Source organism: Gardnerella sp. 30-4, from assembly GCF_001641215.1.
Lineage (GTDB): Bacteria > Actinomycetota > Actinomycetes > Actinomycetales > Bifidobacteriaceae > Bifidobacterium > Bifidobacterium leopoldii.
Genome location: NZ_LXJL01000010.1, coordinates 1 through 25,531, shown reverse-complemented (window position 1 = coordinate 25,531; position 25,531 = coordinate 1). Strand labels below are relative to the sequence as shown.

At 41.8% G+C, this 25,531-nt stretch carries 23 protein-coding genes; 13 read left to right on the top strand and 10 right to left on the bottom strand.

The genetic code is table 11. The features are described from left to right. Both A5294_RS01065 and A5294_RS01060 read right to left on the bottom strand, forming a co-directional pair. Positions 1-903, bottom strand: a complete 903-nt coding sequence (locus tag A5294_RS01065) for a carbohydrate kinase (RefSeq protein WP_004105130.1) — start codon at positions 901-903, stop codon at positions 1-3. A gap of 283 nt (positions 904-1,186) precedes the next feature. Further along, positions 1,187-2,782 carry an aminopeptidase P family protein gene (locus A5294_RS01060; RefSeq protein WP_004573905.1) on the bottom strand — a complete coding sequence of 532 codons (1,596 nt, stop codon included), beginning with the start codon at positions 2,780-2,782 and terminating at the stop codon, positions 1,187-1,189. A 278-nt stretch (positions 2,783-3,060) separates the two neighbouring features. Between A5294_RS01060 and A5294_RS01055 the strand changes: the two genes are divergently transcribed. Beyond that, positions 3,061-4,518: a folylpolyglutamate synthase/dihydrofolate synthase family protein gene (locus A5294_RS01055; protein WP_004573906.1), complete on the top strand. Its 1,458-nt coding sequence runs from the start codon at positions 3,061-3,063 to the stop codon at positions 4,516-4,518. Between the two features lie 18 nt (positions 4,519-4,536). Here the strand turns inward: A5294_RS01055 and A5294_RS01050 are convergent, their stop codons facing one another. The 4 genes from A5294_RS01050 to A5294_RS01035 form a co-directional block, all read right to left on the bottom strand. Further along, entirely contained in the window at positions 4,537-5,265 is a 729-nt protein-coding gene (locus A5294_RS01050; protein ID WP_004573907.1) for an aspartate/glutamate racemase family protein, read from the bottom strand. Between the two features lie 35 nt (positions 5,266-5,300). Next, positions 5,301-6,542: a hypothetical protein gene (locus tag A5294_RS01045; RefSeq protein ID WP_064340240.1), complete on the bottom strand. Its 1,242-nt coding sequence runs from the start codon at positions 6,540-6,542 to the stop codon at positions 5,301-5,303. A 123-nt stretch (positions 6,543-6,665) separates the two neighbouring features. Beyond that, positions 6,666-8,471 (bottom strand): UDP-N-acetylmuramoyl-L-alanyl-D-glutamate--2,6-diaminopimelate ligase, encoded by a 1,806-nt coding sequence (locus A5294_RS01040; RefSeq protein WP_064340239.1) that lies wholly within the window; start codon positions 8,469-8,471, stop codon positions 6,666-6,668. Positions 8,472-8,496: 25 nt separating this feature from the next. Next, entirely contained in the window at positions 8,497-9,276 is a 780-nt protein-coding gene (locus tag A5294_RS01035) for an exonuclease domain-containing protein (RefSeq protein WP_004573910.1), read from the bottom strand. A gap of 149 nt (positions 9,277-9,425) precedes the next feature. On the opposite strand from A5294_RS01035, the gene A5294_RS01030 reads away from it, so the two are divergent. Continuing rightward, complete coding sequence (locus tag A5294_RS01030) at positions 9,426-10,112, top strand: sigma-70 family RNA polymerase sigma factor (protein ID WP_064340241.1); 687 nt, start codon at positions 9,426-9,428, stop codon at positions 10,110-10,112. A gap of 280 nt (positions 10,113-10,392) precedes the next feature. Here the strand turns inward: A5294_RS01030 and ybaK are convergent, their stop codons facing one another. From ybaK to A5294_RS01015, 3 genes are all read right to left on the bottom strand, one after another. Then, positions 10,393-10,893: a Cys-tRNA(Pro) deacylase gene (gene ybaK, locus A5294_RS01025; protein ID WP_004105119.1), complete on the bottom strand. Its 501-nt coding sequence runs from the start codon at positions 10,891-10,893 to the stop codon at positions 10,393-10,395. Positions 10,894-11,070: 177 nt separating this feature from the next. Next, complete coding sequence (gene gap, locus A5294_RS01020; RefSeq protein WP_064340238.1) at positions 11,071-12,126, bottom strand: type I glyceraldehyde-3-phosphate dehydrogenase; 1,056 nt, start codon at positions 12,124-12,126, stop codon at positions 11,071-11,073. Positions 12,127-12,498: 372 nt separating this feature from the next. Next, positions 12,499-13,296, bottom strand: a complete 798-nt coding sequence (locus tag A5294_RS01015; protein WP_032835267.1) for a thiamine diphosphokinase — start codon at positions 13,294-13,296, stop codon at positions 12,499-12,501. A 299-nt stretch (positions 13,297-13,595) separates the two neighbouring features. Between A5294_RS01015 and asnB the strand changes: the two genes are divergently transcribed. The 10 genes from asnB (at position 13,596) to A5294_RS00965 (ending at position 23,830) form a co-directional block, all read left to right on the top strand. Continuing rightward, complete coding sequence (gene asnB, locus A5294_RS01010) at positions 13,596-15,482, top strand: asparagine synthase (glutamine-hydrolyzing) (protein ID WP_004105112.1); 1,887 nt, start codon at positions 13,596-13,598, stop codon at positions 15,480-15,482. 254 nt (positions 15,483-15,736) lie between these two features. Further along, entirely contained in the window at positions 15,737-16,474 is a 738-nt protein-coding gene (infC, locus tag A5294_RS01005) for a translation initiation factor IF-3 (RefSeq protein ID WP_064621401.1), read from the top strand. After that, positions 16,455-16,649 carry a 50S ribosomal protein L35 gene (gene rpmI / locus A5294_RS01000; protein ID WP_004128670.1) on the top strand — a complete coding sequence of 65 codons (195 nt, stop codon included), beginning with the start codon at positions 16,455-16,457 and terminating at the stop codon, positions 16,647-16,649. Before infC ends, rpmI begins: the two co-directional genes overlap by 20 nt. Before the next feature lie 67 nt (positions 16,650-16,716). Beyond that, entirely contained in the window at positions 16,717-17,100 is a 384-nt protein-coding gene (rplT, locus tag A5294_RS00995) for a 50S ribosomal protein L20 (protein ID WP_004105106.1), read from the top strand. 94 nt (positions 17,101-17,194) lie between these two features. Continuing rightward, entirely contained in the window at positions 17,195-18,154 is a 960-nt protein-coding gene (xerD, locus tag A5294_RS06685; protein ID WP_004105098.1) for a site-specific tyrosine recombinase XerD, read from the top strand. A gap of 48 nt (positions 18,155-18,202) precedes the next feature. After that, the gene (locus tag A5294_RS06680) at positions 18,203-19,042 is read left to right on the top strand and encodes a ParA family protein (RefSeq protein ID WP_004105096.1); all 840 of its coding nucleotides are present in this window, start codon (positions 18,203-18,205) and stop codon (positions 19,040-19,042) included. Positions 19,043-19,233: 191 nt separating this feature from the next. Continuing rightward, positions 19,234-21,159, top strand: coding sequence for a translational GTPase TypA (gene typA, locus A5294_RS00980; protein WP_004105095.1), 1,926 nt, complete (start codon positions 19,234-19,236; stop codon positions 21,157-21,159). 42 nt (positions 21,160-21,201) lie between these two features. After that, complete coding sequence (locus tag A5294_RS00975; RefSeq protein WP_064340237.1) at positions 21,202-21,609, top strand: hypothetical protein; 408 nt, start codon at positions 21,202-21,204, stop codon at positions 21,607-21,609. Between the two features lie 125 nt (positions 21,610-21,734). Next, positions 21,735-22,733 (top strand): prephenate dehydratase domain-containing protein, encoded by a 999-nt coding sequence (locus tag A5294_RS00970; protein WP_004573916.1) that lies wholly within the window; start codon positions 21,735-21,737, stop codon positions 22,731-22,733. Then, on the top strand, positions 22,727-23,830 hold the full coding sequence (locus A5294_RS00965) for a prephenate dehydrogenase/arogenate dehydrogenase family protein (protein WP_064340236.1): 1,104 nt from the start codon (positions 22,727-22,729) through the stop codon (positions 23,828-23,830). Before A5294_RS00970 ends, A5294_RS00965 begins: the two co-directional genes overlap by 7 nt. Before the next feature lie 321 nt (positions 23,831-24,151). Here the strand turns inward: A5294_RS00965 and A5294_RS00960 are convergent, their stop codons facing one another. Continuing rightward, entirely contained in the window at positions 24,152-24,445 is a 294-nt protein-coding gene (locus A5294_RS00960; RefSeq protein WP_064340235.1) for a DUF6725 family protein, read from the bottom strand. An 85-nt stretch (positions 24,446-24,530) separates the two neighbouring features. Here A5294_RS00960 and A5294_RS00955 point away from each other — a divergent pair, with 85 nt between their 5' ends. Continuing rightward, positions 24,531-25,499 (top strand): tyrosine recombinase XerC, encoded by a 969-nt coding sequence (locus A5294_RS00955; protein WP_064340234.1) that lies wholly within the window; start codon positions 24,531-24,533, stop codon positions 25,497-25,499. The last annotated feature ends 32 nt before the right edge of the window (positions 25,500-25,531 follow it).

Genomic DNA, 25,531 nt, shown 5'->3' with positions numbered 1-25,531 from the left:
CTATTTGTTATTTTCTGCCAATGACAAGTAATCTGGTATTTGTTTTGGATACTTAGGCCATGCTCCTTCTTGAGTGCACACGAATGCTGCAGTATTAACAGCTGCGCGATGCGCCTCTTGTAAGCTTTCTCCTTTAAGAATATGCGCTGTGAATGTTCCTGAGAACGAGTCCCCAGCACCAACTGTGTCAAGAACGTCAACGTGTGGGGTTGGGATAGTTGAGCTTTCTCCAGTGCTAGTAGTAATCGTACTAAAAGTAGAGCCGCCTGTAAGAATCACATAATCTAGTGCATAACGAGCTTGGAACCACTTGCAAGCTTCCTCGTCTGAAGTGTCGCGAATATTGAACATGTCGCGCAATAAGAATAGTTCCGAATCGTTAAGCTTAAATACTGTGGCTTCTTGAAGTAATGTGTCAATAAGATCCTTAGAGTAGTGATCGCTTCTAATATTAATGTCGAAGAACTTCATTGCTCCAGGCTTAGTATGCTTTAACAATTGTAAAATTGTGTCGTGAGTTTCTTGAGAACGTAAGCTTAGAGTGCCAAAACATACTGCATCTGCTCGTTCTACTAAATCAATGAGTTCTCGAGTGTAAAGAATATGATCCCATGCTATATTTCGTAGAATAGTGTACTCTGGTATTCCATTTTTTAGTGTTACTTCTACAGTGCTTGTTGGCCAAGCGTTGCGTTGAATAATTGAAGCGATGCCAGCTTTGTTTACTTTGTCAATCAGCTCATCGCCGAGTTGGTCTTGACCAACAGCACTAATCATGCAACTTTGCGCTCCGTGACACTGTGCGTGATATGCAAAATTTGCTGGCGCTCCGCCAACACGTTTTCCGTGTGGGAGTAAATCCCATAAAAGTTCGCCGAGTGAAAGAACAATTGGCTTAGTCATAAATATTCCTTTCGCGCGCGTCAGTGCAGCAAATTTGTAGAGCTATACTTTTTACTAAATATCTTCTCGCTTCTTCAAAAGCATTTTGATGCAAATTTTGCTTGTAAAAATGCTATATAAACAATTATGGTGCGCCCTTTCGATAAGTAACATGCGCAATGCGTGTTACGTTTCTATAGAGCGCACCATAAGTGCCATATTGCGTACGTTTAACTTAGCTTATGCTGGCGTACTATATTATTATTTCGTTTTATTATATTTTTCTATTATTTTGATTTGCTGCTTAATGTTGGAAAATATCACTTTTGTGAGCTTGTTCAGCCATCCATGCTTCTACATCATCGATTTGCTTTGGAATGTCAATAGAAAGCCATTCTGGACCGTTTTCAGTCATTAGCACATCATCTTCAATACGAATTCCAATTCCGCGCATTTCTTCAGGAAGCATCAAATCGTTAGCTGCAAAGTATAATCCTGGCTCAATAGTGAATATCATTCCTGGAGTAATTTTTGCGCCCTGATAAGACTCATAGCGTGCTTGTGCGCAATCGTGCACATCCAAACCAAGATGATGAGCAACGCCGCAAGCGTGCCAACGACGATGCTGTTGACCTTCTGGCGAAAGTGATTCTTCAACGCTAACTTTCAAAATTCCCCATTCGTGCAAGTGTTCGGCTAGAACGCGCATGCAAGCATGGTGAATATCGGAGTAGGTTGCACCTGGCTTAGCTGCCTCAAAACCGGCTTGTTGAGCGTCAAGAACGCACTGGTAAAGCTTCTTTTGCAAGTCAGTGAATTTGCCATTTGTTGGGAAAGTTCGTGTAATGTCAGCAGTGTAGAGGCTGTTAACTTCAACGCCGGCATCAATAAGTAGCAATTCTCCGCTGGAAACAACGCCAGTATTGCGCATCCAGTGCAAAATTGGTGCGTGCTTGCCTGAAGCAACAATAGTGTCGTAGCCTACTTCGTTCCCTTCCTCGCGAGCAACAGAATTAAAAGCACCCTCAATCATGCGCTCGGAATGCTCATGACCTAAAGCATTAGGCAAACGCGTAAGCATGCGGTCAAAACCAAGTTTTGTGGCTGCAATAGCTTTGCGCATTTCGCGAATTTCGTAGTCGTCCTTAAGCATTCGTGCTTCTGCAGCGAATTCGTGCAATTTGTCGTCTGCGCAAGTGTTTGCATCTTCATCAGTAAATCCACTTGCTTCGCGCATTGTTTCAACTTTTGCAGTAAGCTCAGGATCCGTTTCTCGAACAATTCGCACGCGAATGCCCTCACCATTAGCGTCGTCGCTTACATTCTTTGCAATAGCGTCGTCAAGTTCTGCAATATCGCGCGTTTCAATGCCGGTCATTGCTTTAAGTTCTTTTAAGCCTGCACGAGGGCCGACCCAATATTCTCCATAGTGAGGATCCTTATAAAATGCTGAAGTGCTGTTATCTGCGCGTGGAGCTACAAAAAGCTCAGGTACATGTGTTTTTCCAGCCTTAGCTTCTTCGCTATCTTTGTTGACTGGCTCCATAACAAGCACAGCACCAGCCTCATAGTCTTGACCTAATCCAGTGTAGTAGGCAAATGTAGTGTCTGGGCGGAAAGCATAATCACAGTCGTTATTACGCACCTTTGGTTGTCCTGCAGGAATAACTAAACGTTCGCCTGGGAAACGTTTTGAAAGAGCCTCTAAACGAGCTGGAATATACCTACTAGATTCAAGAGCCTTAACTTCTGGCTCCTGGTTATCCCAGTTATTCGTCATAAAATCTTTAAAAGAATCACTGTTTGGACGAAGTGAACGGTTATTTACACGATCTTCTGTCTTTTGTGTTCCGTCAGCCTTTAGCTCTTCGCCGTGCTCAGTTGGCGTATATTCTGCCATTATGAGGCTCCTTAATTTTTGCTTGTTAATTTTTGCTTGCGCAAATTATACAAATAGTAAATAAACAGTCAATAAACTAACATAGTCTTATTTAGTGTTTTATGCGAGTTTTTTAGTGCAAAATAGCAAGATTTTATACGCAATTTACAAAGTGCGTATAAAACGCTTTTGCTATGTGAATATTGTCACAACATATTTATATGCGTGTGTTGTTGGTATCAACTAATCTAGATAGTTGGAAAATGAGTGAGCGAGCGTAAAAATTAGGGGGAGTAGTTATGTCTATTGAAAATCCAAATCGCAATAATGAGCGAATTGTTGATATTGAACGCAATATTATGAGCCGAGCTCCAGAACATAATAAAACTAATCTCGACTTGGACCGCATGCGTCTTATTCTCGATATTTTAGGTCATCCAGAGAAGTCTATGCGTGTTATTCACATAACTGGTACGAACGGCAAAGGTTCTACTGCTCGAATGGCTGAGTCGATTTGTCGAGCATACGGTTTGCGAACCGGATTATATACTTCTCCACATTTGGAGCGCGTAAACGAGCGCATTATGATTGACGGACAGGAAATTAGTGACGATCAGTTCGTTGATGTGTGGGATCAAATGAAAGACATTATCGACATGGTTGACGCTCGCATGGAGGCTGACGGTAAGCCAAAAATGAGCTTTTTTGAAGTGCTTACAGCCATGGCAATTTGGGCTTTTGCGGATGCTCCTGTTGATGTTGCTGTTATGGAAGTTGGCATGGGTGGTGAATGGGATGCCACCAATGTTATGAATGCTGATGCTGCAATTATTGGGCCGGTTGATATGGATCACATGCAATGGCTTGGAAACACTGTTGAAGAGATTGCTCGCACGAAGGCTGGTATTATCAAGCCAAATTGCACTGTTATTTTGGGTCCTCAACCGCATGAAGCTAAGGTTTTGCCAATTATTAAGGAAGTTGCGGAGCGCAATCATGCTACATTATTGCGCGATTCTTCTTATGGAGATGGCGAACTTGAAGTTGTGTCTCGTACTCCTGCAGTTGGTGGACAGGTTGTTACTTTGCGTACGCCTCTTGGCACTTATGAGGATGTTCCGGTTGACAAGTTTGGCAAACATCAGGCTCATAATGCTTTGGCAGCTCTTGCCGCTGCAGAGGTTGTGCTGCCTGTAAATGGTGCTTTGGATGGCGATTTAGTTGCAGAGGCTTTAAGCCAGGTTAAGGTTCCTGGTCGTATTGAGCAGGTTCGTACTTCGCCTACGATCATTATTGACGGTGGACATAACGTGAATGCTGCTGAGTCTCTTCGCGAAACTATTGAAGAAAACTATCATTTTGAGCAGCTTATTGGCGTTGTGGCAATGATGGCAGATAAGCAAGTTGAAGAATACTTGGGTGTTCTTGAGCCTATTTTGACGAAGATTGTTGTTACGCGTAATTCTTGGCGCGACCGTGTAATGGATCCAGAAGAGCTCGAAAAGATTGCTGTAGGCGTATTTGGCGAGGATCGCGTAATTCGTGTTGACGAGTTGCCGGATGCTATTCAAACTGCCGTTGATTTAGTTGATGAAGACGATGAGCTTGGTGTGGGCTATGGTCACGGAGTGCTTATTTGCGGTAGTTTCGTCACTGCAGGAGACGCGCGCACAATGCTTGTTGAGCACGTGAATCCGGATCTAAAAAAGCCAAAGGATCAGCGCGTAGCAATCCACCCAAATATTGACGAGTCCTGAAAATTAAGCCATCTTTTGCTACTTAATTCGCAAAGATTTAGCTTTTTCTACAGTATTTTTTACGAGTACTGCTTGAGCGTCAACTAACGGTATTTGCGGGAGAGGGAAAGCTTCATTAAGCACGCTTAATTCTGTGCAACCCAAAATAAGTGCGTCGCAACGGCACGCTCCTGCAGGATCGAGCATGTCGCTTAAAACGGACTCGTAACGGCGTAAATTAAGATCGCCTGTGCCTTTTACATCATCATAAATAAGCGATGTAATGCGTTTTTGTAAATCGTCGTCGGGTGCTACGAATGTGTATCCTGCTTCTTCTATAGCGCGCTGATACACTTCAGCTTTACGCGACCCTGCAGTACCTAAGAATCCAATACGGTTACATTTAGACTTTGGGTAACGTTTAGAAACTTCAGCTACAGCACCACGTGGCATATGCATAATTGGCACGTCGGTAAGTGCTTGGAACTTATCGTAAAAGTAATGCGCAGTATTGCACGTGAGCACAATAAATGAAGCACCCATCGCAGTTGCTTTAGCTATGTCGTCTGCAAGAGTAGGGAATGGGCTTTCGGATGATTCGCCAACAATATATGCTGTTCTATCTGGCACAGAAGCATCATTGAACACCACATAATCTAAAAACTCTTGATCATTATGCGCATGCGTTTCTTTGTTAAGTAAACGAATATAGCTTTCTGTTGCAAGTGTGCCCATGCCGCCAAGTACAGCAAAAAACGGACGTTTCATTGTCTCATATTCCCTTCAAAGTTACGTAATAATTTTCACGCTTTATTGCGGAAAAATTCTGCATAACGTCTTGTGTAAATTGAAAACATATGACGAATCATCAACCAGCGTAGCAGATTCATATCTTTTTTATATTCTAGCGTAGTGCCCCAATCGCCGCGACGAATCATATTAAGACCGCGCTTCTTTTCATCGCCTTCTGCTACATAATTGCAAAATATCGATCGCGGAATCTCCATCCACAGCTTTTCTCCACGGCCGAACACAGTATTCCCGTCAAAAGGCTTATGGTCAATTAAATCTTCAACAAAATATTTAGCAATATTAAATCCGTTTAAAGTGACGAAATAGCTTGAACGTCCTTGGCGTAAATTGATTTCAAAAAGCTTATATTTTCCGTCTCTCTCATCGTATTTCATATCAAAATTAGCTACGCCAACGTAACGTATATCTTCCAAAAATGCTTTAATATTTTGGAAAACTTCCTCATTATAGTCTGGAATAATAGCTGCATAATTTCCGATTGCTTCTGGAGTTGGATCCTCCAGTAGAGGGTGTCCTAGAAACATCATGCGCACATGATGGTCGCTATCAACGTAAGCATTTAGCACACGCATGCGGCTGTCGTCTCCAGGAATAAAGTCTTGCAAAATCATTTCGTCATCGTAGCCAGCTTTGTACGAGCGTTGAATAAGAGTATCAAGTTCTTGCGGAGTATTGATAATAAAAGCTTTTTTACGTCCCTCAAAATCAATGTCAAGCCATTTAGTGCTATTCGCTGGTTTCATAGCAATAGGGAAGCTGAATGGCAAATCTTCATAAGCGTGCGCTGCTACTTCTTGAGCGTTTACAACTTTAGTTTTTGGATGAGGAAGATTGTATTTTTCACAAGTTTTATAGAATGAGCTTTTAAGGCTAAGCTGGCGATTGAGCGAATTTGGCAATGTGTGGAAAGCAAAATATTCGTGCAATTCATCACCGCATTGGCTTAGAAGGTTCGCATATACGTCGCCGCAAGGAATAAGCAGAAGCTTGGTATTAGGATGCTCTTGATGCCATGATTTAGCAAAATTAAGCATTGTATTGCGGAATGTAGGAAGTTCTCCAAAGCCTGGAACAATTCTCACATCGACAATTTTGCTAAATTTCGTAGGTGAAAGTTGGAAGTGCGCAAAAGCAATTGAAGTAATGCCATATTCTTCATGGAATGCTCTAGCCATGCCGTATGCGTTTATATCGCTACCGAGTAACACAGGTTGGAATCGTTGATTATTCATTTGTATCTTCTTCATTTGTTTTTAGTTTGTTTGTTATTTAGTTTGTTAGCTAGCTTGTTATTTAGTTTATGTAGTAATTGCGTTTATTTTATTCGTATATTTTCATACTTTCGCATAAGCGTATTACAGACCAAAAAGACGCTTTATTACGAATGAATCACCCTCATATGGCACATGCTTTCGTTTGTTTTTAATCCAACGTTCATCGCCCTTACCAATAGCAAGAAGAATGTTTAATCTTCTATTTTTTTGTTCGCTGTTTGCAGCATCGTTGTAAGCGCATTCTATTGCTTCAGCTCTGTCGATAATAATGCGTGAAGAAACATTTGGGTTCGTAACATAACTTTGCATATCCTCGCAAATATGCATTACGTCTTCAGTATCAGTATCTTCAGTAGTGAAAATAAACTGTTCTATGCGGTTTTGCGCTGCTTCAACAATTTCTTTACGACGGTCGACAGCTTTATCTCCTGTGGAACCAGTTATTAGCGTAATTCGAGGATTAAATTTGCCGTAGCGCTCTTCTACAAAGTCAAGAACTGATTTTGTAGAAATGTAGTTATGCGCATAGTCGACAACTGCAATCATATTTGAGTGCGTGTCTTTGAAAACTTCCATGCGTCCAGAAATTTTCACGTTCTCAATAGCGTGTAATGCGTGTAAATCAGTATCTTGATTAATTCCCAATTCTCCTGCAATAGCGATTGCAGCTAAAGCATTTTCGTAGTTAAAATCTCCTGCAATAGACAATGCGAATTCGTCAATAGGGCAGTAGTGCACGTCTTCTTCGTAGTCGTTATCTTCATAGTCGTCGTCTTCGCTTGAGTCTCGCATAGCGATGCAATGTGATTCACTATTTTCTACTGGCATTGCAATGTAGTCAGGAGTAAGTAATTCTGTGTAGTCATCATCGTTAGCAGGAGCGCAATAATTTATGCGATCGTCGTCAATATCATCGAAATTGTCATTTTCGCAAGCGTCGCTTTCTATTTCATCTTTTTTAATGCGAGCAAAAGTTGTTACGAGCACATTGTTGCGTTCTGCATCTTGTAAAAGAAGATCTGCGTGATCTGTATCAGAATTTAGTACTAAACGCTTAGTATTTGCAATAATTTGTCGTTTGCAATACAAGTAATCTTCAAAAGTTGGGTGTTCAATAGGGCTAATGTGGTCTGGGCTAATGTTTAAGAATGCTGCAACATCGAATTTAAGACCATATACGCGATTCACCTTATAAGCTTGTGAAGAAACTTCCATAACAAGATACTTCATGCCGTTATCTACAGCTTCGCGCATCATTTTGAAAGCATCAAAACTTTCAGGAGTAGTTAAATTAGATTCAACGTAATTTTTTCCGTCTACGCAATTATCTACTGAAGAAAACAGTGCTGCTTTACCGTGCGAATGGGAGTTTAGAATAGCGTGAGTAAAGTAGGCTGTAGTTGTTTTGCCTTTAGTTCCAGTAATTCCAACAATAGTGAGTTTTTCTTGTGGATTTCCAAAGAATGCTGCTGCAAGCACGCTCATTGCTTTTTTAGCATCCGTAACAATTAAACCAACAGCTTTTGTGTATTGTGCGTAGCTTTGTTCAGCAACATATGCAGCAAGTCCTTTGTTGTCTGCATTTAAAAGATATTCCGACTGAAAATTGCCTTTAATAAACAGAAGTGTCCCAGGTGTAATATCGCGAGTATCGTAAGTTGCGTTAGTAAAGCACTCATCTGCATCAATATTTGGGAAATAATACGGATTTAAAGACCATATTTCATTGCGAGAATGAGTAGAGTCTACAGTTTTTTCTTTAGTATTAGCAGTATTAGCACTATTAGTATCTTCTGCTTTACAATATTGAATCATTTCGCGTAACAAACCATAGTGTTGCAAAATTTCACTTGCGTTTGCTAGTGACAACGTGTTATGCATGATCATAATTTACTTCTTTTCGCCAAATGTTTTATAGCCATGTTCCAGTAATAGGCTCACGTCCGTGAGATTGCAGCCATTGATTGAAGCTATCTCGCCAATTAATATAAGCTTCGCGCTGCCAATCCATCATAGTATTCAGCCTCATGCAACTTACTGACTCATATAGTTTGCTCATTGGAGCAATCAAATCAAGAGCTGCAACTGTGTCTGCTGTAGCATCGTGGAAATCTCCGATTGGTTCAACTCCATAAAATTGAGATGTAATAGTGAGAGTACGCTTGCCGGATCTTCTAGAAACAGCTCTATCGATAACAAGAGGATCAACAGTAAGAATGTCATTAGCGTTTAGTGCATGTATTGAACAAGTTGCGCGTTCTTCTAGCGCAGTAAGATGCCAACGCTTCAAGTCGTGACGTAACATTGAAATATCAAATGGAGCGTTATAAGCAAGTAGTGGAATATTCTTAGCTTGAGCCATGCTTACTGCGCGTGCAAGGAATTCAAGTTCTTCTTCAGGCTCTCCGCCGTGTTCTTGAAGGTATTCGTCTGTGAAACCATTTACTTCGCTTGCCTTAGGATTCATAGGCTGATGAGGGTTAATTAACCAAGTTGATACCACATCTCCATCGTGAGCTAGTTCAGGATTGCGTAATACTAGAGTTGCAGAAACAATGGCATCTTTACCAATATTTGCACCTGTAGTTTCAGTGTCGAAACCAAGTAACCATGATTCAGCAAGTAATGTATTCTCAGCTTGCTTAGGTGCTAAATCTAAAGCATTTAACAATTCTTGAATATGAGTTGGCATAGTCACAATACTACCGCAATGTCACGCAATGTCACACTATGCCGCGCTGCGTTATTGTGCTGCGCTGTGTTATCATCTCGCTCTGCGCTACACTATGCAACACGATAAATCAGTAGCGATATGTGCAAAGTAAAAGTATTATTGACTATATGGGTGAGCAAATCGAGAAGACAAATGTTATGTGCTCTAAAAGCGTAAGAGCTAAAAAACAAAGTGCAAAAAATCGTAATGCTCGCTTATTTAGTGATCGTTTAGTAGATACTAAGCAAAGTTCTGCAATGGAAAGTCGACGCAAAAGATTTGAACAACTTGTATCTACTTGCGTTGATCCTTTGTACACTCAAGCTATGCGTCTTACGCAAAATGCGCAGGATGCGCAAGATTTAGTGCAAGATACTTTTGAGCGTGCTCTTAAATCTTTTGAAACTTTTCAGCCTGGCACAAATTTTGCTGCCTGGATTAACAGGATTGAACGAAATTTGTATTTTAATCAGTACGCGAAAGCAAAACGAAGCCCTAAACGTGCTAACGATGAAACTGGCGACTACAATGATTGGGATATTTATGAGGCTTCTAATCATTGCGCAAAAGGAATGCTTTCTGCTGAACAAGAATATTTAGAAGGGTTTGCTCCACAAGAGATTATTGCTGCGCTTAGTAAGTTGCCGCCTGAGCGTAGAAAAGTTTTTATTGAAGTCGCTATTCGAGGTAAATCTTATAAACAAATTGCCCAAGAAGAAGGCGTAAAAATAGGAACTGTTATGAGCAGACTTAACCGCGCTCGCATGCAACTTAAACGTGAGCTTTCTGATTATTCTGATTATTCTGGTGAATAAAAGTATGCTAAAACGAAAAAGCCCACGATTGACGTGGGCTTTACAGTATGTATAAGCGAATTTATAGCTTAAGCATTTGGTCTTTTGCCATGATTCGCTGCTTTTTTACGACGCGCCTTGCGCTTGCGGCCACGCATACCCATAATGCACTCCTTAACGATTAATGAACAACCTTAGGGATTATCGCACGTTGCCAAGACGTTATATTTGTCAACGTACTAATCTCGTGCGAGTAATCACTTGTTAGTAGCAATATTTGCAGTAATAAAGCTTATGTTGCTTATGCTGCTATATCAGCTACAGTTGCGTTTAATAATGTTACGATATCTTGAGGATTAAGAACTACGTCCAATCCTCGTTTTCCTCCAGAAACAAGAATCTCATCAAATTGCATTACGCTACTATCTAGTACTGTTTCATGGTGCGTTTTTTGTCCGAATGGTGAGATTCCGCCAACTACGTAGCCGCTTTCTCGTTGCGCAACTTCTGGGCTTGTCATACTTGCTTTCTTTGCGTGTACTGCTCCTGCAATTGCTTTCATATTGAGACGTCCGTTTACTGGAACAATTCCAACTACTCGCTTTTCACCAGTGTCAACCATAAGAGTTTTGCAAACTTGAGCTGCGCTTACGCCTAGCTTCTCAGCAGCCTCAATTCCATAGCCGTCGTCCATGTGATCAGCGTCATGCTCGTATTGCGCTATGCGGAAGGTGATGCCTGCGTTTTCGAGTTGCGCAATAGCTGGAGTTGCTTTTCCGGTTTCTGCATGTTTTTTACTCATTTTGTTACCGTGCCTTATACTCAACTGTCAAATTGTGTTACATGATATGCTATACCGACTGTTGACTTAGTGTATATTAAACATATAAACCCCTTGCGTCGCTTTACTTAGTTACGCAAGGGGTTTATATATTAGATATTCGCACAACCAGCTATTGCTGATTGATGCTTAGCGAAATCACTCGGAGATTTCAGCGAAGTAAAGAAGAGTGCGAATCATGTTGGAAGTGAAGCCGTACTCGTTGTCGTAGAAGGTAACGGTACGAGCCAAAGTTACACCGTCAACAGTGTTCACGTCGGTCTGAGTTGGATCGAAAACGCCACCGTGGGTGTCGCCGATGATGTCAGAAGACACGATGTTGTCTGCATTGTAACCGAAGTACTCGCAGTTTTCGAAAGCCTTCTTGAAAGCGTCGTTAATTTCTTCAGTAGTTGCTGGCTTCTCAAGAACAGTAGTCAACTCGGTAACAGAGCCGTCTGGAACCTGAATGCGCTGTGCGTGCCCCTGGAGCTTGCCGTTAACTTCTGGCACAACCTTGCCGATTGCCTTAGCAGCGCCGGTGGAGTGCTCAATGGTGTTGCAAGCTGCGGAACGGTTGTTGCGTGGCTTGGAGCCGCGTGGGCCGTCGAGAATCATCTGAGTGCCGGTGTAGGCGTGAATTGTGGTCATGAAGCCGGACTTGATTCCCCAGTTGTCTTGAAGCAACTTCACCATTGCAGCCATGGAGTTGGTGGTGCAAGAACCAGCGGAAACAATGTTGTCAGAAGCCTTCAAGATTTCGTGATTAACGCCGAACACAACTGTTGGAGTGGTTTCATCCTTAGCAGGAGCAGAAATAAGAACCTTCTTAGCACCTGCGTTCAAGTGAGCCTGGGACTTTTCTGCAGAAGTGTAGAAACCGGTGCATTCGAGAACGAATTCAACACCATCGTTCTTAACCCATGGAATGTTATTTGCGTCTTTTTCGGCGTAAACCTTATAAGTCTTGCCATCTACAACGATTGCGTCTTCGGTGGAGGTTACCTCAACTGGGGTGCCGTCATCGTGGCGGAATGTGCCGTGGGTGCTGTCATACTTGAGCAAGTAGGCGAGCATCGAAGGGGTGGTCAGATCGTTGATGGCTGCGACTTCGATGTCACCTGCTTGACCGCCGCGAGCCTGAAGCTCAAAAATACGACGGAATGCGAGACGACCGATACGACCGAAACCATTAATACCAATCTTGACTGTCATGTGGTTCTCCCTTGAGTGAGACCTCGTGCGCAACGTTTTAAGTCGCGCTATTTTCGCGATGAAAACTCACGCATTTAGGTCATCGTTATTTGAATTAACGGTGTTCATTTTAGTGTGCGGTATGTACGAAGAGTTGTAATATAGCTCACTTTTATTGCAATCATGCACTATGAGAACAGTGAGCGTTAACATGCTGTGTTTTATGAGTGTTTTTGTGAATTTTTTGATAGTTTCCAGTTGCGTTTTTGCATAACATTTTACGAATCAATATTGTTCAATTGAACAACGAGTGTAATTTTAAAAAGAAAAAGGCTGACGAGTTTTTCAAGTAAAAGAACCTCGTCAGCCATTTGCATAAACTAAAGTTTGCGCCTATTCGTTATACGTCATTGCTTCAGCAGCTGCAGTAGTCGAATATGTTGGAGTAGTCTCGCTTTCAAGAGGAACTGCTAATGCCTCAGATATAGAAGTATCGACTTCGCCTAAATCTCCAATTGGTCTTTTAAACCAGCTCACCTGTGGTAATGGAGCATTAATAGGGAAGGTTACAATAAGTGTTCCTTCATGAACGTCAATATGAGCAGGCGTATCATTTAATAATTCGTTACTTAAACCTTGTACTGCATCTCCATGCATGGTTGCGTGTTTAAGCTGATACTTTAATCCAACTTCATTTACATCATTAGAAACTGGAGTATGAGAAAAAACGGAAACTATGCGCAAATCATCTCCAGATGATGCTGGAAAATCAAGAGATCCATCATGTATTGCTGTAACAATTTGACCGTCGCCGTACAAGAATCCAATTCCGCCGCGGCGCGCTAAACGAACCATAAGTTGAATATTAGAAATAGTATGGTCAACTCGACCACCTAATCCTCCAAAAATATGAAATTCTCGAGCGCCTTTAGCCCAACCGACTTTCAACGCAGAAAGTAAGTCAGGATCATCTTTTTCTGCAGGCAATCTAGTAATAACTGCATCAGTAGGAAGTTTTAATCTAACAGAGTCAAAATCGCCGATGAGCGCATCCACATGCAAACCTAATTTACATGCATGATCCCAGCCTCCATCAGCTGCAATTGTTAAAGCGCGATCTGGCACATGTTCACGCGTATGATCGTAATAATCTCCTGCTGCTAATACTACGCAGCGTTGCAAAGGTTCCATAACAACATAATAACGCTGCATTTGTACTGATGACATACATTTATAACAAGAGTTTATAAGCGTAGTGTCAATCAACATTTGACTACGTTTTATGCCATTTTTCGGATTTGATATTAGCGCATTTGATTGTTTTTATTCCGGCAAATACAGGAATTTTTAGACTAATACTCGCTTAACATAAAGTGCTTGGTGTAGTATTGCATGGCAAGTTAGATTTTCCAAGTTATTATGGATTTTCGTTAATTATTTGCTAGTAGACTAACGTAATGCTGTGTTGTATATTCTACGAGGAGAAATAAATGTGCGGAATTGCAGGGTTCATTAATGACACCCCAATTAACGTCAAAAGCCAAATTGTAAAAGATATGACAGATGTGATTGCGCATCGTGGTCCTGACGAATATGGAACTATGATTGACGAACATGCAGCACTCGGTTTTCGTCGACTTAGCATTATAGATCTTCACGGTGGATCCCAACCTATGTACAACGAGGATGGGAATCTTGCAGTTACTTTCAATGGTGAGATTTATAACTACAAGCCACTTCGCGAAGAACTTATTAAAGCTGGTCACACTTTCCACACTGATTGCGACACAGAAGTATTAGTGCACGGCTACGAAGAGTGGGGTAAAGGCTTACTTAATCGTTTACGCGGAATGTTTGCATTCGTTATTTGGAACAAAAGTACTCAAGAATTGTTCGGCGCTCGCGACCATTTCGGTATTAAGCCTTTTTATTATGCGCAAATGAATGGTACTTTTATGTACGGATCCGAAATTAAATCTTTACTGCGCCATCCAGATTTTAAGAAGGAGCTTAACGAAAATGCGCTTAAGCCGTTTATGACATTCCAATATCCTGCAATTAACGAAACTTTCTTCAAGGGCGTTTTTAAGCTGCGTGAAGGTAATTGCTTTACGTATAAGAATGGCGAAATGAAGATTGAGCAATATTACGATCCTAATTTCAAAGAAACAAAGCAACGCTTGAATGAATTAGTTGATTCTATCGATAAAACAGTTTGTGATTCTGTTCAAGCTCACCAAATTGCGGATGTTGAAGTTGGTTCGTTCCTTTCTTCTGGAGTTGATTCAAGTTATGTTGCAGCTGTTGCACGCCCTGAACACACATATTCTATTGGTTTTGCTGGTGGAAGATACAATGAATCCAAACAAGCAAGCGAATTGGCAAAAATTATTGGCTTAAACAATAAATCTGAAATTATTGACGCTGCTGACGCATTCCGTTATTTCCCACAAATTCAGTGGTATTTGGACGAACCTGATTCTAACTTCTCTTGCGTCCCATTATTCTTCCTTGCAAAATTAGCTTCGCAAGATTTACGCGTTGTGCTAAGCGGTGAGGGAGCAGATGAATTATTTGCAGGATACATTGATTATGGTGTTCATACGCGTTCTAAACTTATTAAAGTTGTGACTCGCATGCTTGCAAAGTTGCCAAAAAAGTTGCGTTACGCGATTGGTCGAGCTGCAAAGGGTAAGCATTTCCACGGAGCGTGGCATTTGTACGCTAATTTGGCTCCAGCTGAGGAGCATTTTATCGGTCAGTCAAAGGTTTTCAATGAGGAAGATGCTGTAAAACTTTTGAAACCTGAGTATCGCAAGGGTCCTAGCGTTCGCAGCATTGTCGATGCTATTTACAATAGAATTGCTGGTAAGGGACTTTCTGAAGTGAAGAAAAAGCAATATCTTGATATGCATCAATGGATGCCAGGAGATATTTTGCTTAAGGCAGATAAAATGACTATGGCACATTCTTTGGAGCTTCGCGTGCCTTTGCTTGATCGTGTTCTTATGGATGTTGCAGAAAAAGTTCCTACTAAATATTTAATTACTGATGAAAATACGAAGTTTGCTTTCCGACAAGCTGCGTCCCGTCATTTGCCAAAAGCTTGGTATGACAGAGAAAAGCTTGGTTTCCCTGTGCCAGTTAAGGATTGGTTGCGTGAGGAACGTTTTTATAAGATTGTTCGTAAGACGTTTGAAAGTGACGATGCTGCTAAATTCTTCGATAGAGATGCTTTACTTCGTATGATTGACGATAATTATGCAAAGAAAAATGACGATCGCCGTAAGATTTGGACAGTTTACACATTCCTGACTTGGTATGATGTGTACTTTAATCACGATGGATTGAAGCCTGAGCCAATGCAGTTAGCGTAGAAATCGCATAGTTCTAGCTTTGATTTGTGGCAGTCAAAACACGTTTCGTGTGTTGACTGCCTTTTTGTCAAGGCTTCTAGTAGAATAGATATTCGGCTTGAGTAATCAAGAAAGTGGGATGTCCCCACCTGGAAGCCTACTGTGGTTTCGGGTTCATGACTTCGGTCACGCAAGTTAGCTTCTTGTGCTGCTTGCTGCGCTGTTATATAGCGTTTTATTGATATGAAGTAGTGAATCTTAAGCTCTTGGACTTCTTGGTGTATTACATCTTACAAGTATTTAGAAGGATTGGAGTCATCATTAGCGACGAACCACGCATTAACGAGGAAATTCGAGTCCCTCAGGTGCGCCTTATTGGTCCAAAGGGCGAGCAAGTGGGAGTTATCGCAACCTCTGTCGCGTTAAACCTTGCAAGGGAAGCTAACCTCGATCTTGTCGAAGTTGCGCCTACTGCTAAGCCTCCAGTAGCCAAGCTTATTGACTACGGTAAGTACAAGTACAACGAAAAGATTAAGGCTCGTGAAGCACGTCGTAATCAGACTGTCGCAGAGGTTAAGGAAATTCGTTTCCGCCTCAAGATCGACGATCACGATTTCGATGTGAAGAAAGGTCATGTGCTTCGTTTCTTGAACGGCGGAGACAAGGTAAAAGTAACTATTATGTTGCGTGGCCGTGAGCAATCTCGTCCGGTTGGTGGCGTTGAATTGTTGCGCCGACTTGCAGATGAGGTCTCTGAAAGTGGCACAGTAGAGTTTGCGCCAAAGCAAGAAGGTCGAAATATTATTATGACTCTTGCTCCAAAAGGCAAGAAAATTCATACACAGTCTGAGCAACGTCGTCGTGGCGCTGAATCTCGCGCTGAGCGTCAAGCTCGTCAGGCTGCTCGTCTTGCAGCTAAGCAAGAGGTTCAGTCACAAGCTGCAGCTGCAGTAAATGCTATGCAATCCGATCAACATCACAAGGAGGGCAGCAATGCCGAAGATGAAAACTAATTCCGCAGCGTCCAAGCGCGTTCGTCTTACCGGTACCGGTAAGGTGATGCACGATGGTAGCGCCATGCGCCACAACTTGGAGCACAAGTCGGCTCGTAAGCGTCGTGCTCTTTCTGAAGATAAAGTATTGGCTACTGCGCAGAGCAAGAAGCTTAAGGGCTTGCTCGTTAAGTAAGTAACAAGTAAGAATTGCTTGTAAACGAATACGCAATCGAAAATTTTAAGAAAGCTGAGGAATACTTATGGCACGAGTAAAGCGCGCAGTAAACGCTCACAAGAAGCGTCGCGTTGTTCTTGAGAGGGCTTCTGGCTACCGCGGTCAGCGCTCCCGTCTTTATCGCAAGGCAAAGGAACAGCTGCTCCACTCATTCACTTATAACTTCCGCGACCGCAAGGCTCGCAAGGGTGATTTCCGCAAGTTGTGGATTCAGCGCATTAACGCAGCAGTTCGCGCTGAAGGCATCACTTACAATCGCTTCATTCAGGGCTTGCACTTGGCAGGCATCGAATTGGATCGTCGCGCTCTTGCTGAGCTCGCAGTTTCCGATATTGAAGCTTTCAAGGCTGTTGTTGAAGCTGCTAAGGCTGCATTGCCAGCTGATGTAAACGCTCCAGTTGAAGCCTGATTTTGCTTTAATAGAGTTCTATTTTAAGCCCACCAATTTAGGTGGGCTTTTTCTTTTAAATCAACAAATTTACTTATTAGCTATAATTATTTTTATGCGCTCAAATCTTGATTCTGACAATAGGAAAAATAATATTCCTGAAGAGTTTGCACTTCATATTCAACGCTTTATTGCGCATATTGATATTGAGCGTGGTCTTTCTAAAAAAACAGTATCTGCATACGCTTCAGATTTGCAAGATTACACATGCTGGCTTTACGACGAACGAAAAATAAAAGATATTACTACTATTTCTCAATTAGATATTGAATCATATATTCGAACTTTGAATGAATTAGGGTTGGGGACTAGGACAGTTGCGCGTCGACTTGCAAGTATTCACGAGTGGCATCGCTTTATGCTTGCTCATGGTGACATACAAGCTGACGTTTCAGCGCAAGTAAAAGCTCCAAAACAAGCAGACTACTTACCGGATGTTTTAAGTATTGAAGAAGTAAATAGAGTTATTGAAGCTGCAGGGAATTTTGGAAGTTCCGATGCTATTTCGATTAGAGATACTGCGCTTCTCGAGTTTTTATACGCTACTGGAGCGCGAATTTCGGAAGCAGTTGGCGTAAAATTCGAAGATATTGATTTAAATGAGTCCGTTGTAAAACTTACAGGTAAAGGCTCTAAGCAGCGTTTAGTTCCGATTGGTGGGTGTGCTGTTCGTGCTCTTCGTAACTATATGGAGAAATCTCGCCCAGAATTAGCGTCCAAGGGCAAACGTGAATTGCACACAATTTTCTTAAATAAGAGAGGTAATGCACTTTCTCGCCAATCAGCATGGGCAATAGTAACGCAAGCTGGCGAGCGTGCAAAACTTGACAAACCATTGCATCCGCATACGCTGCGCCATTCTCTTGCCACGCATCTTATTGCAGGTGGTGCTGATGTGCGCACAGTTCAAGAGTTACTTGGACATGCTTCAGTTACAACAACTCAAATTTATACGCATATTAGTCCTGACGCATTAGTTGAAGCTTACGTAATGAGTCATCCTCGAGCTAAATAATTTTATGCTCAGAGTTTCGTGAGTATACCTGTTGATAAAGTGGGGAGCATGCCTACTGATTTACTTGGACGCGAATACGAAACTTTTCATGCACCAGAGCCGTTAACTTCACACGGTCCTGCTCGCATTATTGCAATGTGCAACCAGAAAGGTGGAGTTGGTAAAACTACAAGTTCCATTAATATTGCTGGCGCACTAAGTCAGTATGGTCGTCGCGTTTTGATTGTTGATTTCGATCCGCAAGGTGCGGCAACAGTTGGACTTGGAATTAACGCAAATGCGCTTGATAATACAGTTTATACGGCATTATTTGATTCGTCTGTAGACGTGCATGATGTAATTCGTCATACTGAAACAGAAAATATTGATATTATTCCTGCAAATATTGATTTATCTGCAGCTGAAGTTCAGTTAGTAACCGAAGTAGGACGAGAGCAAATATTAGCAGGTGTATTACGCAAAGTGCGTGACGAATACGACGTTATTATAGTTGATTGCCAGCCTTCTCTCGGCTTGCTTACTGTAAATGCGTTAACAGCAGCTGATGGCGTGATTATTCCACTTGCTGCAGAGTTCTTTGCTCTTCGAGGCGTGGCTCTTCTTATGCAATCAATTGAGAAGGTACAATCTCGTATTAATCCAAATCTTAAAGTATTTGGCGTTTTGGTTACTATGTATACACGCACTTTGCATAGCGAAGAAGTCTTACAGCGCATTTACGAAGCTTTCCAAGATAAAGTTTTGCATTCCGTGATTTCGCGTTCTATTAAGCTGCCAGATTCTACAGTTGCTGCAGTTCCTATCACTATTTTTGCTCCTGAGCACAAGACTGCAAAAGAGTACCGCGAAGTTGCGCGTGAGCTTATTGCTAAAGGTGTTGTTGCTTAAGTTCTTGTGATTCTGCGTTAGTATGTTTTGTAAAGCTGTCTTAGCTCGCTAGTAAAATCGGTGCGGTTTGGCAGCTTACCTATTTGGGCGCTCGTCAATAAGGTATATGGCTACTGTTTTAGCTGATGTTTATAGCTTAAATGGTTGCATGTTAATAATTACTTAAACGCGAAGAATGGAAGAGGTTTGTGATGACTGTTCGCGGTGATATTCGAAATGTGGCAATTGTGGCGCACGTAGACCACGGTAAGACCACTCTGGTAAACGCCATGCTTCAGCAGTCGCACGTATTTTCTGAGCGTGAAGAAGTTCCAGATCGCGTTATGGATTCCAATGATTTGGAACGCGAGAAGGGCATTACTATTCTTGCTAAAAACACTGCTGTTCAGTACACAGGTCCATTAGCTGAAAAGTATGGTCATCCAGAAGGTATCACTATTAACGTTATTGATACTCCAGGTCACGCTGATTTCGGTGGTGAGGTCGAGCGTGGTATCTCTATGGTTGACGGCGTTGTTTTGTTGGTTGACGCTTCTGAAGGTCCTCTTCCACAGACTCGCTTTGTGCTTCGTAAAGCTTTGGAAGCTAAGCTTCCTGTTATTTTGTGCGTAAATAAGGTAGATCGTCCAGATGCTCGTATTGAAGAAGTTGTTGGCGAATCTACAGATTTGCTTCTTGGCTTGGCTCAGGATGTTGTTGAGGAAGGTATTGACCTCGATCTCGACGCTTTGCTTGATTTGCCAGTAATTTATTGCGCTGCTAAAGCTGGTTATGCTTCTGTTAATCAGCCTGCGAATGGTGCTCTTCCGGATAACGATAATTTGGAGCCATTGTTTGATTCTATTATTTCAAACATTCCAGCTCCTGAATACGAAGAAGGCGCTCCTCTTCAAGCTCATGTTGCAAACATTGATTCCTCTGACTTCTTGGGTCGTCTTGGTTTAGTGCGAATTTACAATGGTACTTTGGAAAAGGGCAAGACTTACGGTCTTTCTCGTGTCGATGGTTCCATTGAAAACTTCCGTGTTTCTGAGCTTCTTCGCACTCAAGGTTTGGAGCGCACTCCTGTAGCTTCTGCAGGTCCTGGCGATATTGTGGCTGTTGCTGGCGTAAACGACATTATGATTGGTGAAACTATCGTTGACCAGAATGATCCAAAGCCGCTTCCATTGATTCATGTCGACGATCCTGCAATTTCTATGACTTTCGGCGTGAACGATTCTCCTCTTGCTGGAACTGAAGGCAAAGATCATAAGCTTACTGCTCGTATGATTAAGGATCGTTTGGATCGCGAGCTTATTGGTAACGTTTCTATTAAGGTTATTCCAACTGAGCGCCCAGATGCTTGGGAAGTTCAAGGTCGTGGCGAGCTTGCTTTGGCTGTGTTAGCTGAGCAAATGCGTCGCGAGGGCTACGAGCTTACAGTTGGTCGTCCTCAGGTCGTTACCAAGACTATTGATGGTCAAATTAATGAGCCTATGGAAAGCACTACGATTGATGTCCCAGAAGAATACATGGGTACCGTCACTCAGCTTATGGCTGATCGTAAGGGTCGTATGGATTCTATGAGCAACCACGGTTCTGGTTGGGTTCGTTTGCAATTTACTGTTCCTTCTCGCGGTCTTATCGGTTTCCGCACTGCCTTGCTTTCTGCTACTCGCGGAACTGGTATTGCAAGCTCTATTTCCGCTGGTTATGCTCCATGGGCTGGTCAGATTGTGACTCGTCAGAATGGTTCCATGGTTTGCGATCGCAAGGGTGTTGCAACTCCTTATGCTATGCAGCGTTTGCAAGCTCGTGGTATCTTCTTCGTTGATCCACAAAGCCCAGTTTACGAAGGACAAATCGTTGGTATTAACAATAAACCAGATGAGCTGGATGTAAATATTACGCTTGCTAAGCACATGACTAACATGCGTTCTTCAACTGCTGACGTGCTTGAAACTTTAACTCCACCAATTAAGATGAGCTTGGAAGAGTCTCTTGACTTCGCTAACGAAGACGAGTGCGTGGAAGTTACGCCTGAAGCAATTCGCGTGCGCAAGATTATTTTGAGCCGCGATGAGTGGTACAAGTGGCGTGCTAAGCAGCGTCGTCAAAACAACAACGCTGCATGATAATCGCAATATACCAATTAGTGATGGAACGTTAGGCTTATTATGTCGTCGAAACCGTGGTCGCATCGCTTGCCTTCGTGGGGCAGGTATGCGACCACGTCTGTTTCTGCGCTAATATGCGCGTTGATTGGTACGTTTGCTCATCGCTGCGGTGCAGTGGATAATATTCCTTACGGATTTGCATTATCTATGCTTTTGCTATTTTTGTCTGCTTGGTGTGCAAGATCTCGTAGTGGTTGGAGTGGATTATTTATTCATGCAATAGTTTTTTCATTCGTAGCTTGGCTTATTGCTTTAGATTTTGTTGGTAGCGCAATTCTTGTACCTGTTGGTTTCACAATACCGTTGCCATGGTGTTCGCAATATGTTGGATATTTTTGGCTTTTCGGCATTCTTGTTGCTCACTTAGTTTTGCTTTGTATGCCTCAGCGTTGGTTTGTTATTGAATAGTAAAATAAGTAAAGAATTTGCAATAATTTAAGCTCAATTTTGCATAAAAAGCAGTATTAAGCAGTATTTTTTACAGTAGTCTTGATTACAATATTCTTAACTGCAACAGTTTTTAAGGAATAGTCATGAATGGTAATAAGAACAGTCAGAGTGCTCGTAAATTATGCTATTTAGGACCGGAAGGTTCTTTTACTCATCATGCATCTTTAAAAGTTCAAGAACAATGTCAATCATTTGATAATTTGCGACTTATTCCAACTGCTTGCGAGAATGTTCTTAGTATTGCTAGTGAAATTGAAGAGCATCACCATTGGGGTGTTATTGCGTGGGAAAACAATATTGAAGGCGTTGTAATACCTAATTTAGATTTACTCATTGATGCAAAGAATATGGTTGGTATTGCTCGAATAGGCGTTGATATTAGTTTTGATGCTGTTGTTTGCAAATCAGATTCAATCGATAATTGCTCTACTATTGTTGCTCACCCTCACGCGTTGGCGCAATGTCGTAAGTTTTCTCAAGAGCGCGGTTTACAAGAAAAAACTGCGTCTTCAAATGCTGCTGCTTGTAGGGATTTAGTTCCTGGCGAAGTTGCTTTATGTCCTAAAATTTGTGCTGATTTATACAATAGGCAGATTGTGAGCGAAGCAGTTGAAGATTTTTCTGGCGCGCGCACTGAATTTTTAGTGTTAGCTCCTCGAGATCAGGCTTTAGATTTTGTTAATGTGCAGCGAGAAAATTTTTCATCTTTTTCATCAATTATTGCGTTTATTCCGCGTTCTACAGGTGCTGGAGTGTTAGCAAATTTGCTTGATGTTGTGCGAGATCATGGCCTTAATATGACTTCCTTTATGTCTAGACCAATTAAAGGGCAGGATGGTTTATACAGTTTTATTGCAACTGTTGATGCTGCTCCTTGGGATTCTACGTGTAAAGCTATGATTCAAGAGGTTGTTGAACATGGTGATTGGGTTCGAGTTTTAGCAGTGTATTCTTCTGATAAACGCAAGAATCCGGTGATGAATGATTGGATGCTACCTCATGGTGGAGTGTGCGTTGAACCTTCAGTTGATGCTTTACGTAATTTGAACGTAATGCGTGCAGAAAGAGAATTATTATGGTAGAAGATGCTGAATTTTCGCAAAAATTTTCTGTTGGCATTGTAGGTCTTGGTCTTATTGGTGGATCTCTTGCAAAACGACTTGCTAAACTGGCAAATTGCAACGTATATGCATGGAATCGTCATAATGAGCCTTATGACGAAGCTAAAAGTTTAGGAATTACTTGCGTAGAAAAAGTGCAGGATTTAGCAAAACTTCGTCCAAATGTTTTGATTTTATGCAATGCTTTAGCCGCTATGCCAAGTATTTTGCATGAAATTGCGCCTTATATTGACAAATCTTGCACAACTATTAGCGATGTTGGCAGCGTAAAAACTTTAGTTCGAGAGCAAGTAAAAGACGCAGGTTTGCAAGATTGCTACGTTGGTGCGCATCCGATGGCTGGTAGTGAATTTACTGGTTGGAAAGCTTCTAGTGATGAGCTTTTAAATGGTGCTTTGTGGGCTTTAACTGTTGATGATTCTACTGAGTTTTGGCGAGTTAGAAATATTTTGCAAATGATTGTTTCGCTATGCAAGAATCGCGCAATAGTTTTGGATGATGCAACGCACGATAATTCTGCAGCTCTTATTTCTCACATGCCTCATGTTGTTGCAACAGCTCTTGCAAACGTATTATGTGAACAATCTAATCGTGCTATTGCTTTACAACTATCTGCAGGTTCCTGGCGAGATATGACACGAGTTGCTCTTACTGATCCTCAACGTACTCGTGCTATGGTAAGTGAAAATCGGCATAATACTGCGAAATTATTGCGTTCCGTAATTTCTGAGCTAACTTTTGCTGCAAATATGTTAGATAATGATGTTGAAACCGCGGATGCTTTAGAGCAAGAGTTTTTTGCTAAAGCTCAATCTTGGAGAGAATATAAATACCTGCAGCGCAACTCGTCTAAAACTAGTACGCAACAAAGCGACGATGCTAAGCAAAATGATGATGCAAATAGCAGATTGTGGAAGTATGATTCTCAAATCAATTGGCAGCAGGAATTACTAGAATCCGCGCGCTCAGGTGAATTCATTATTGAATTTTACGGATTTAATACCAACGAATCTTCGCAACTACTATTGCGCGCAGATAGTTCGCTAAACAACTTATAATGTGAGTTCCTCTTTGCTGTGGCGCGAGTTTTGGGGGATTTCTCTCCTCGCGCGTCCCGTCCTTCGGGCGCTCTTGCTGCTAAAAGAGTTCAGTGTGTTCGCCTTTCTTTAAAGAATGTAGCTTCTCAGTCCTCTTTTAGCGCTCGTAGAGAAATCCCCCAAACTCTGCATGCTAATTCGTTAATAACCGTGCTCATCGCAGAGATTTTTCGATTTTTCTTCTTCGCTTGGCGAATCAGCAGCCTGCGGCTCTGACGTTCGCCGCGCTCAGTGCGAAAAATCTCAAATCTCTACCACACGAATAGAAAAAATGAAGTATTACTACACACTAAGCGGTTTTTGGAATTTGCGTTCTGGGATTGGCTTTAAACGGTAAATGGTGTTGGCATCAATGAACATTTCTTCGGCAGCTCTAGTGCCGTTTGCTGCAGGATCTCGAAGTAAGTGAAGCATTACCCCGTCCCACTCGAGTACGTGCCCAATCGCATCATGGTACTCGATTTTTTGTGTTCCATCGTTATTGTTTTCTATAATTTTGTAAGTTCTTACTACTATGCGCGAGCCTGCAGGTATTTGCTTCGGTAGTGTAGTTGAATTCCGTGTTTGTGTGTTCATAACATGCTCCTTGTTGTATTATGCATGTGACTGAAGTATATGGCAAACGTTTTGTTTTAAACTTTTATGGAAGGGTGAGTTAAGCATGAGCAACAATAAATTTGTTTCTGAAAATTTCTTAGGTTTACCTTCTAAATATATGAGTTTAATAGATGATTATATTGATTATGTTCGTGCTAATAAAGGCTTGGGTGAACGCACGCAGAAAGCTTATGCCAGTGATATTTTGCAATGTTTAGCATGGTGTAATCGGCACGGATTTAATAATATTTCAGAGCTTACTACGGATGATTTGCGTTCGTGGATGGCTGATGAGTCGCGAAGTCATGCGCGTTCAAGCTTGGCTCGCAAAGTAGTTGCGGTGCGTGGTTTTTTTGCGTGGTGTCAGCATGTTGAATACATAAGCAGTGATCCTGCAGAAATTTTAATGACGCCAAAAATTAAGAATATGCTGCCATCTGTTTTGGATGAATATCAAGCAGAATCATTAATGAATAATGTTGATTCTAAAGCTAATGTTTCATCTTCGTGTACCAAAAATCAGAAAGCTGTAGAGCTCCGCAATGCTGCAATTCTGGAGCTTTTATATGCGACTGGTATTCGTGTTGGTGAGCTTACTAGTTTAAATATTCAGGATATTAATTTTTCCTCGCACACTATAAAAGTTACTGGTAAGGGAAATAAGCAGCGTGTTGTGCCTTTTGGGGTTCCTGCTTATAAAGCTTTATCTGCTTGGATTTCTAAAGATGGACGAGAAATTTTATTGCGGAATTCTGTTGAAGAGGCAGTATTTCTCGGCACTCGCGGAAAGCGTATCGATCAGCGTTTGGTAAGGCGGATTGTGCATGATGAGGCTAAGAGTGCGCATGTTCCGGATATTTCTCCTCATGCTTTGCGGCATAGTGCTGCTACGCATATGTTGAATGGAGGGGCAGATTTACGCGAAGTGCAGGAATTATTGGGTCATTCATCGCTTAATACTACTCAGCGTTACACTCATGTTTCTATTGAATCTTTAAAACGTAAGTATTCTCAAGCTTTTCCGCGTGCATGATATTAAATGCTTTAAGTATTCAATTATTCATA

Excerpts from the sequence above, each read along its gene's own strand:
- A5294_RS01065 (WP_004105130.1), bottom strand. The coding sequence starts at position 903 with ATGACTAAGCCAATTGTTCTTTCACTCGGCGAACTTTTATGGGATTTA.
- A5294_RS01060 (WP_004573905.1), bottom strand. The coding sequence starts at position 2,782 with ATGGCAGAATATACGCCAACTGAGCACGGCGAAGAGCTAAAGGCTGAC.
- A5294_RS01055 (WP_004573906.1), top strand. The coding sequence starts at position 3,061 with ATGTCTATTGAAAATCCAAATCGCAATAATGAGCGAATTGTTGATATT.
- A5294_RS01050 (WP_004573907.1), bottom strand. The coding sequence starts at position 5,265 with ATGAAACGTCCGTTTTTTGCTGTACTTGGCGGCATGGGCACACTTGCA.
- A5294_RS01045 (WP_064340240.1), bottom strand. The coding sequence starts at position 6,542 with ATGAATAATCAACGATTCCAACCTGTGTTACTCGGTAGCGATATAAAC.
- A5294_RS01040 (WP_064340239.1), bottom strand. The coding sequence starts at position 8,471 with ATGATCATGCATAACACGTTGTCACTAGCAAACGCAAGTGAAATTTTG.
- A5294_RS01035 (WP_004573910.1), bottom strand. The coding sequence starts at position 9,276 with ATGCCAACTCATATTCAAGAATTGTTAAATGCTTTAGATTTAGCACCT.
- A5294_RS01030 (WP_064340241.1), top strand. The coding sequence starts at position 9,426 with ATGGGTGAGCAAATCGAGAAGACAAATGTTATGTGCTCTAAAAGCGTA.
- ybaK (WP_004105119.1), bottom strand. The coding sequence starts at position 10,893 with ATGAGTAAAAAACATGCAGAAACCGGAAAAGCAACTCCAGCTATTGCG.
- gap (WP_064340238.1), bottom strand. The coding sequence starts at position 12,126 with ATGACAGTCAAGATTGGTATTAATGGTTTCGGTCGTATCGGTCGTCTC.
- A5294_RS01015 (WP_032835267.1), bottom strand. The coding sequence starts at position 13,296 with ATGGAACCTTTGCAACGCTGCGTAGTATTAGCAGCAGGAGATTATTAC.
- asnB (WP_004105112.1), top strand. The coding sequence starts at position 13,596 with ATGTGCGGAATTGCAGGGTTCATTAATGACACCCCAATTAACGTCAAA.
- rpmI (WP_004128670.1), top strand. The coding sequence starts at position 16,455 with ATGCCGAAGATGAAAACTAATTCCGCAGCGTCCAAGCGCGTTCGTCTT.
- rplT (WP_004105106.1), top strand. The coding sequence starts at position 16,717 with ATGGCACGAGTAAAGCGCGCAGTAAACGCTCACAAGAAGCGTCGCGTT.
- xerD (WP_004105098.1), top strand. The coding sequence starts at position 17,195 with ATGCGCTCAAATCTTGATTCTGACAATAGGAAAAATAATATTCCTGAA.
- A5294_RS06680 (WP_004105096.1), top strand. The coding sequence starts at position 18,203 with ATGCCTACTGATTTACTTGGACGCGAATACGAAACTTTTCATGCACCA.
- typA (WP_004105095.1), top strand. The coding sequence starts at position 19,234 with ATGACTGTTCGCGGTGATATTCGAAATGTGGCAATTGTGGCGCACGTA.
- A5294_RS00975 (WP_064340237.1), top strand. The coding sequence starts at position 21,202 with ATGTCGTCGAAACCGTGGTCGCATCGCTTGCCTTCGTGGGGCAGGTAT.
- A5294_RS00970 (WP_004573916.1), top strand. The coding sequence starts at position 21,735 with ATGAATGGTAATAAGAACAGTCAGAGTGCTCGTAAATTATGCTATTTA.
- A5294_RS00965 (WP_064340236.1), top strand. The coding sequence starts at position 22,727 with ATGGTAGAAGATGCTGAATTTTCGCAAAAATTTTCTGTTGGCATTGTA.
- A5294_RS00960 (WP_064340235.1), bottom strand. The coding sequence starts at position 24,445 with ATGAACACACAAACACGGAATTCAACTACACTACCGAAGCAAATACCT.
- A5294_RS00955 (WP_064340234.1), top strand. The coding sequence starts at position 24,531 with ATGAGCAACAATAAATTTGTTTCTGAAAATTTCTTAGGTTTACCTTCT.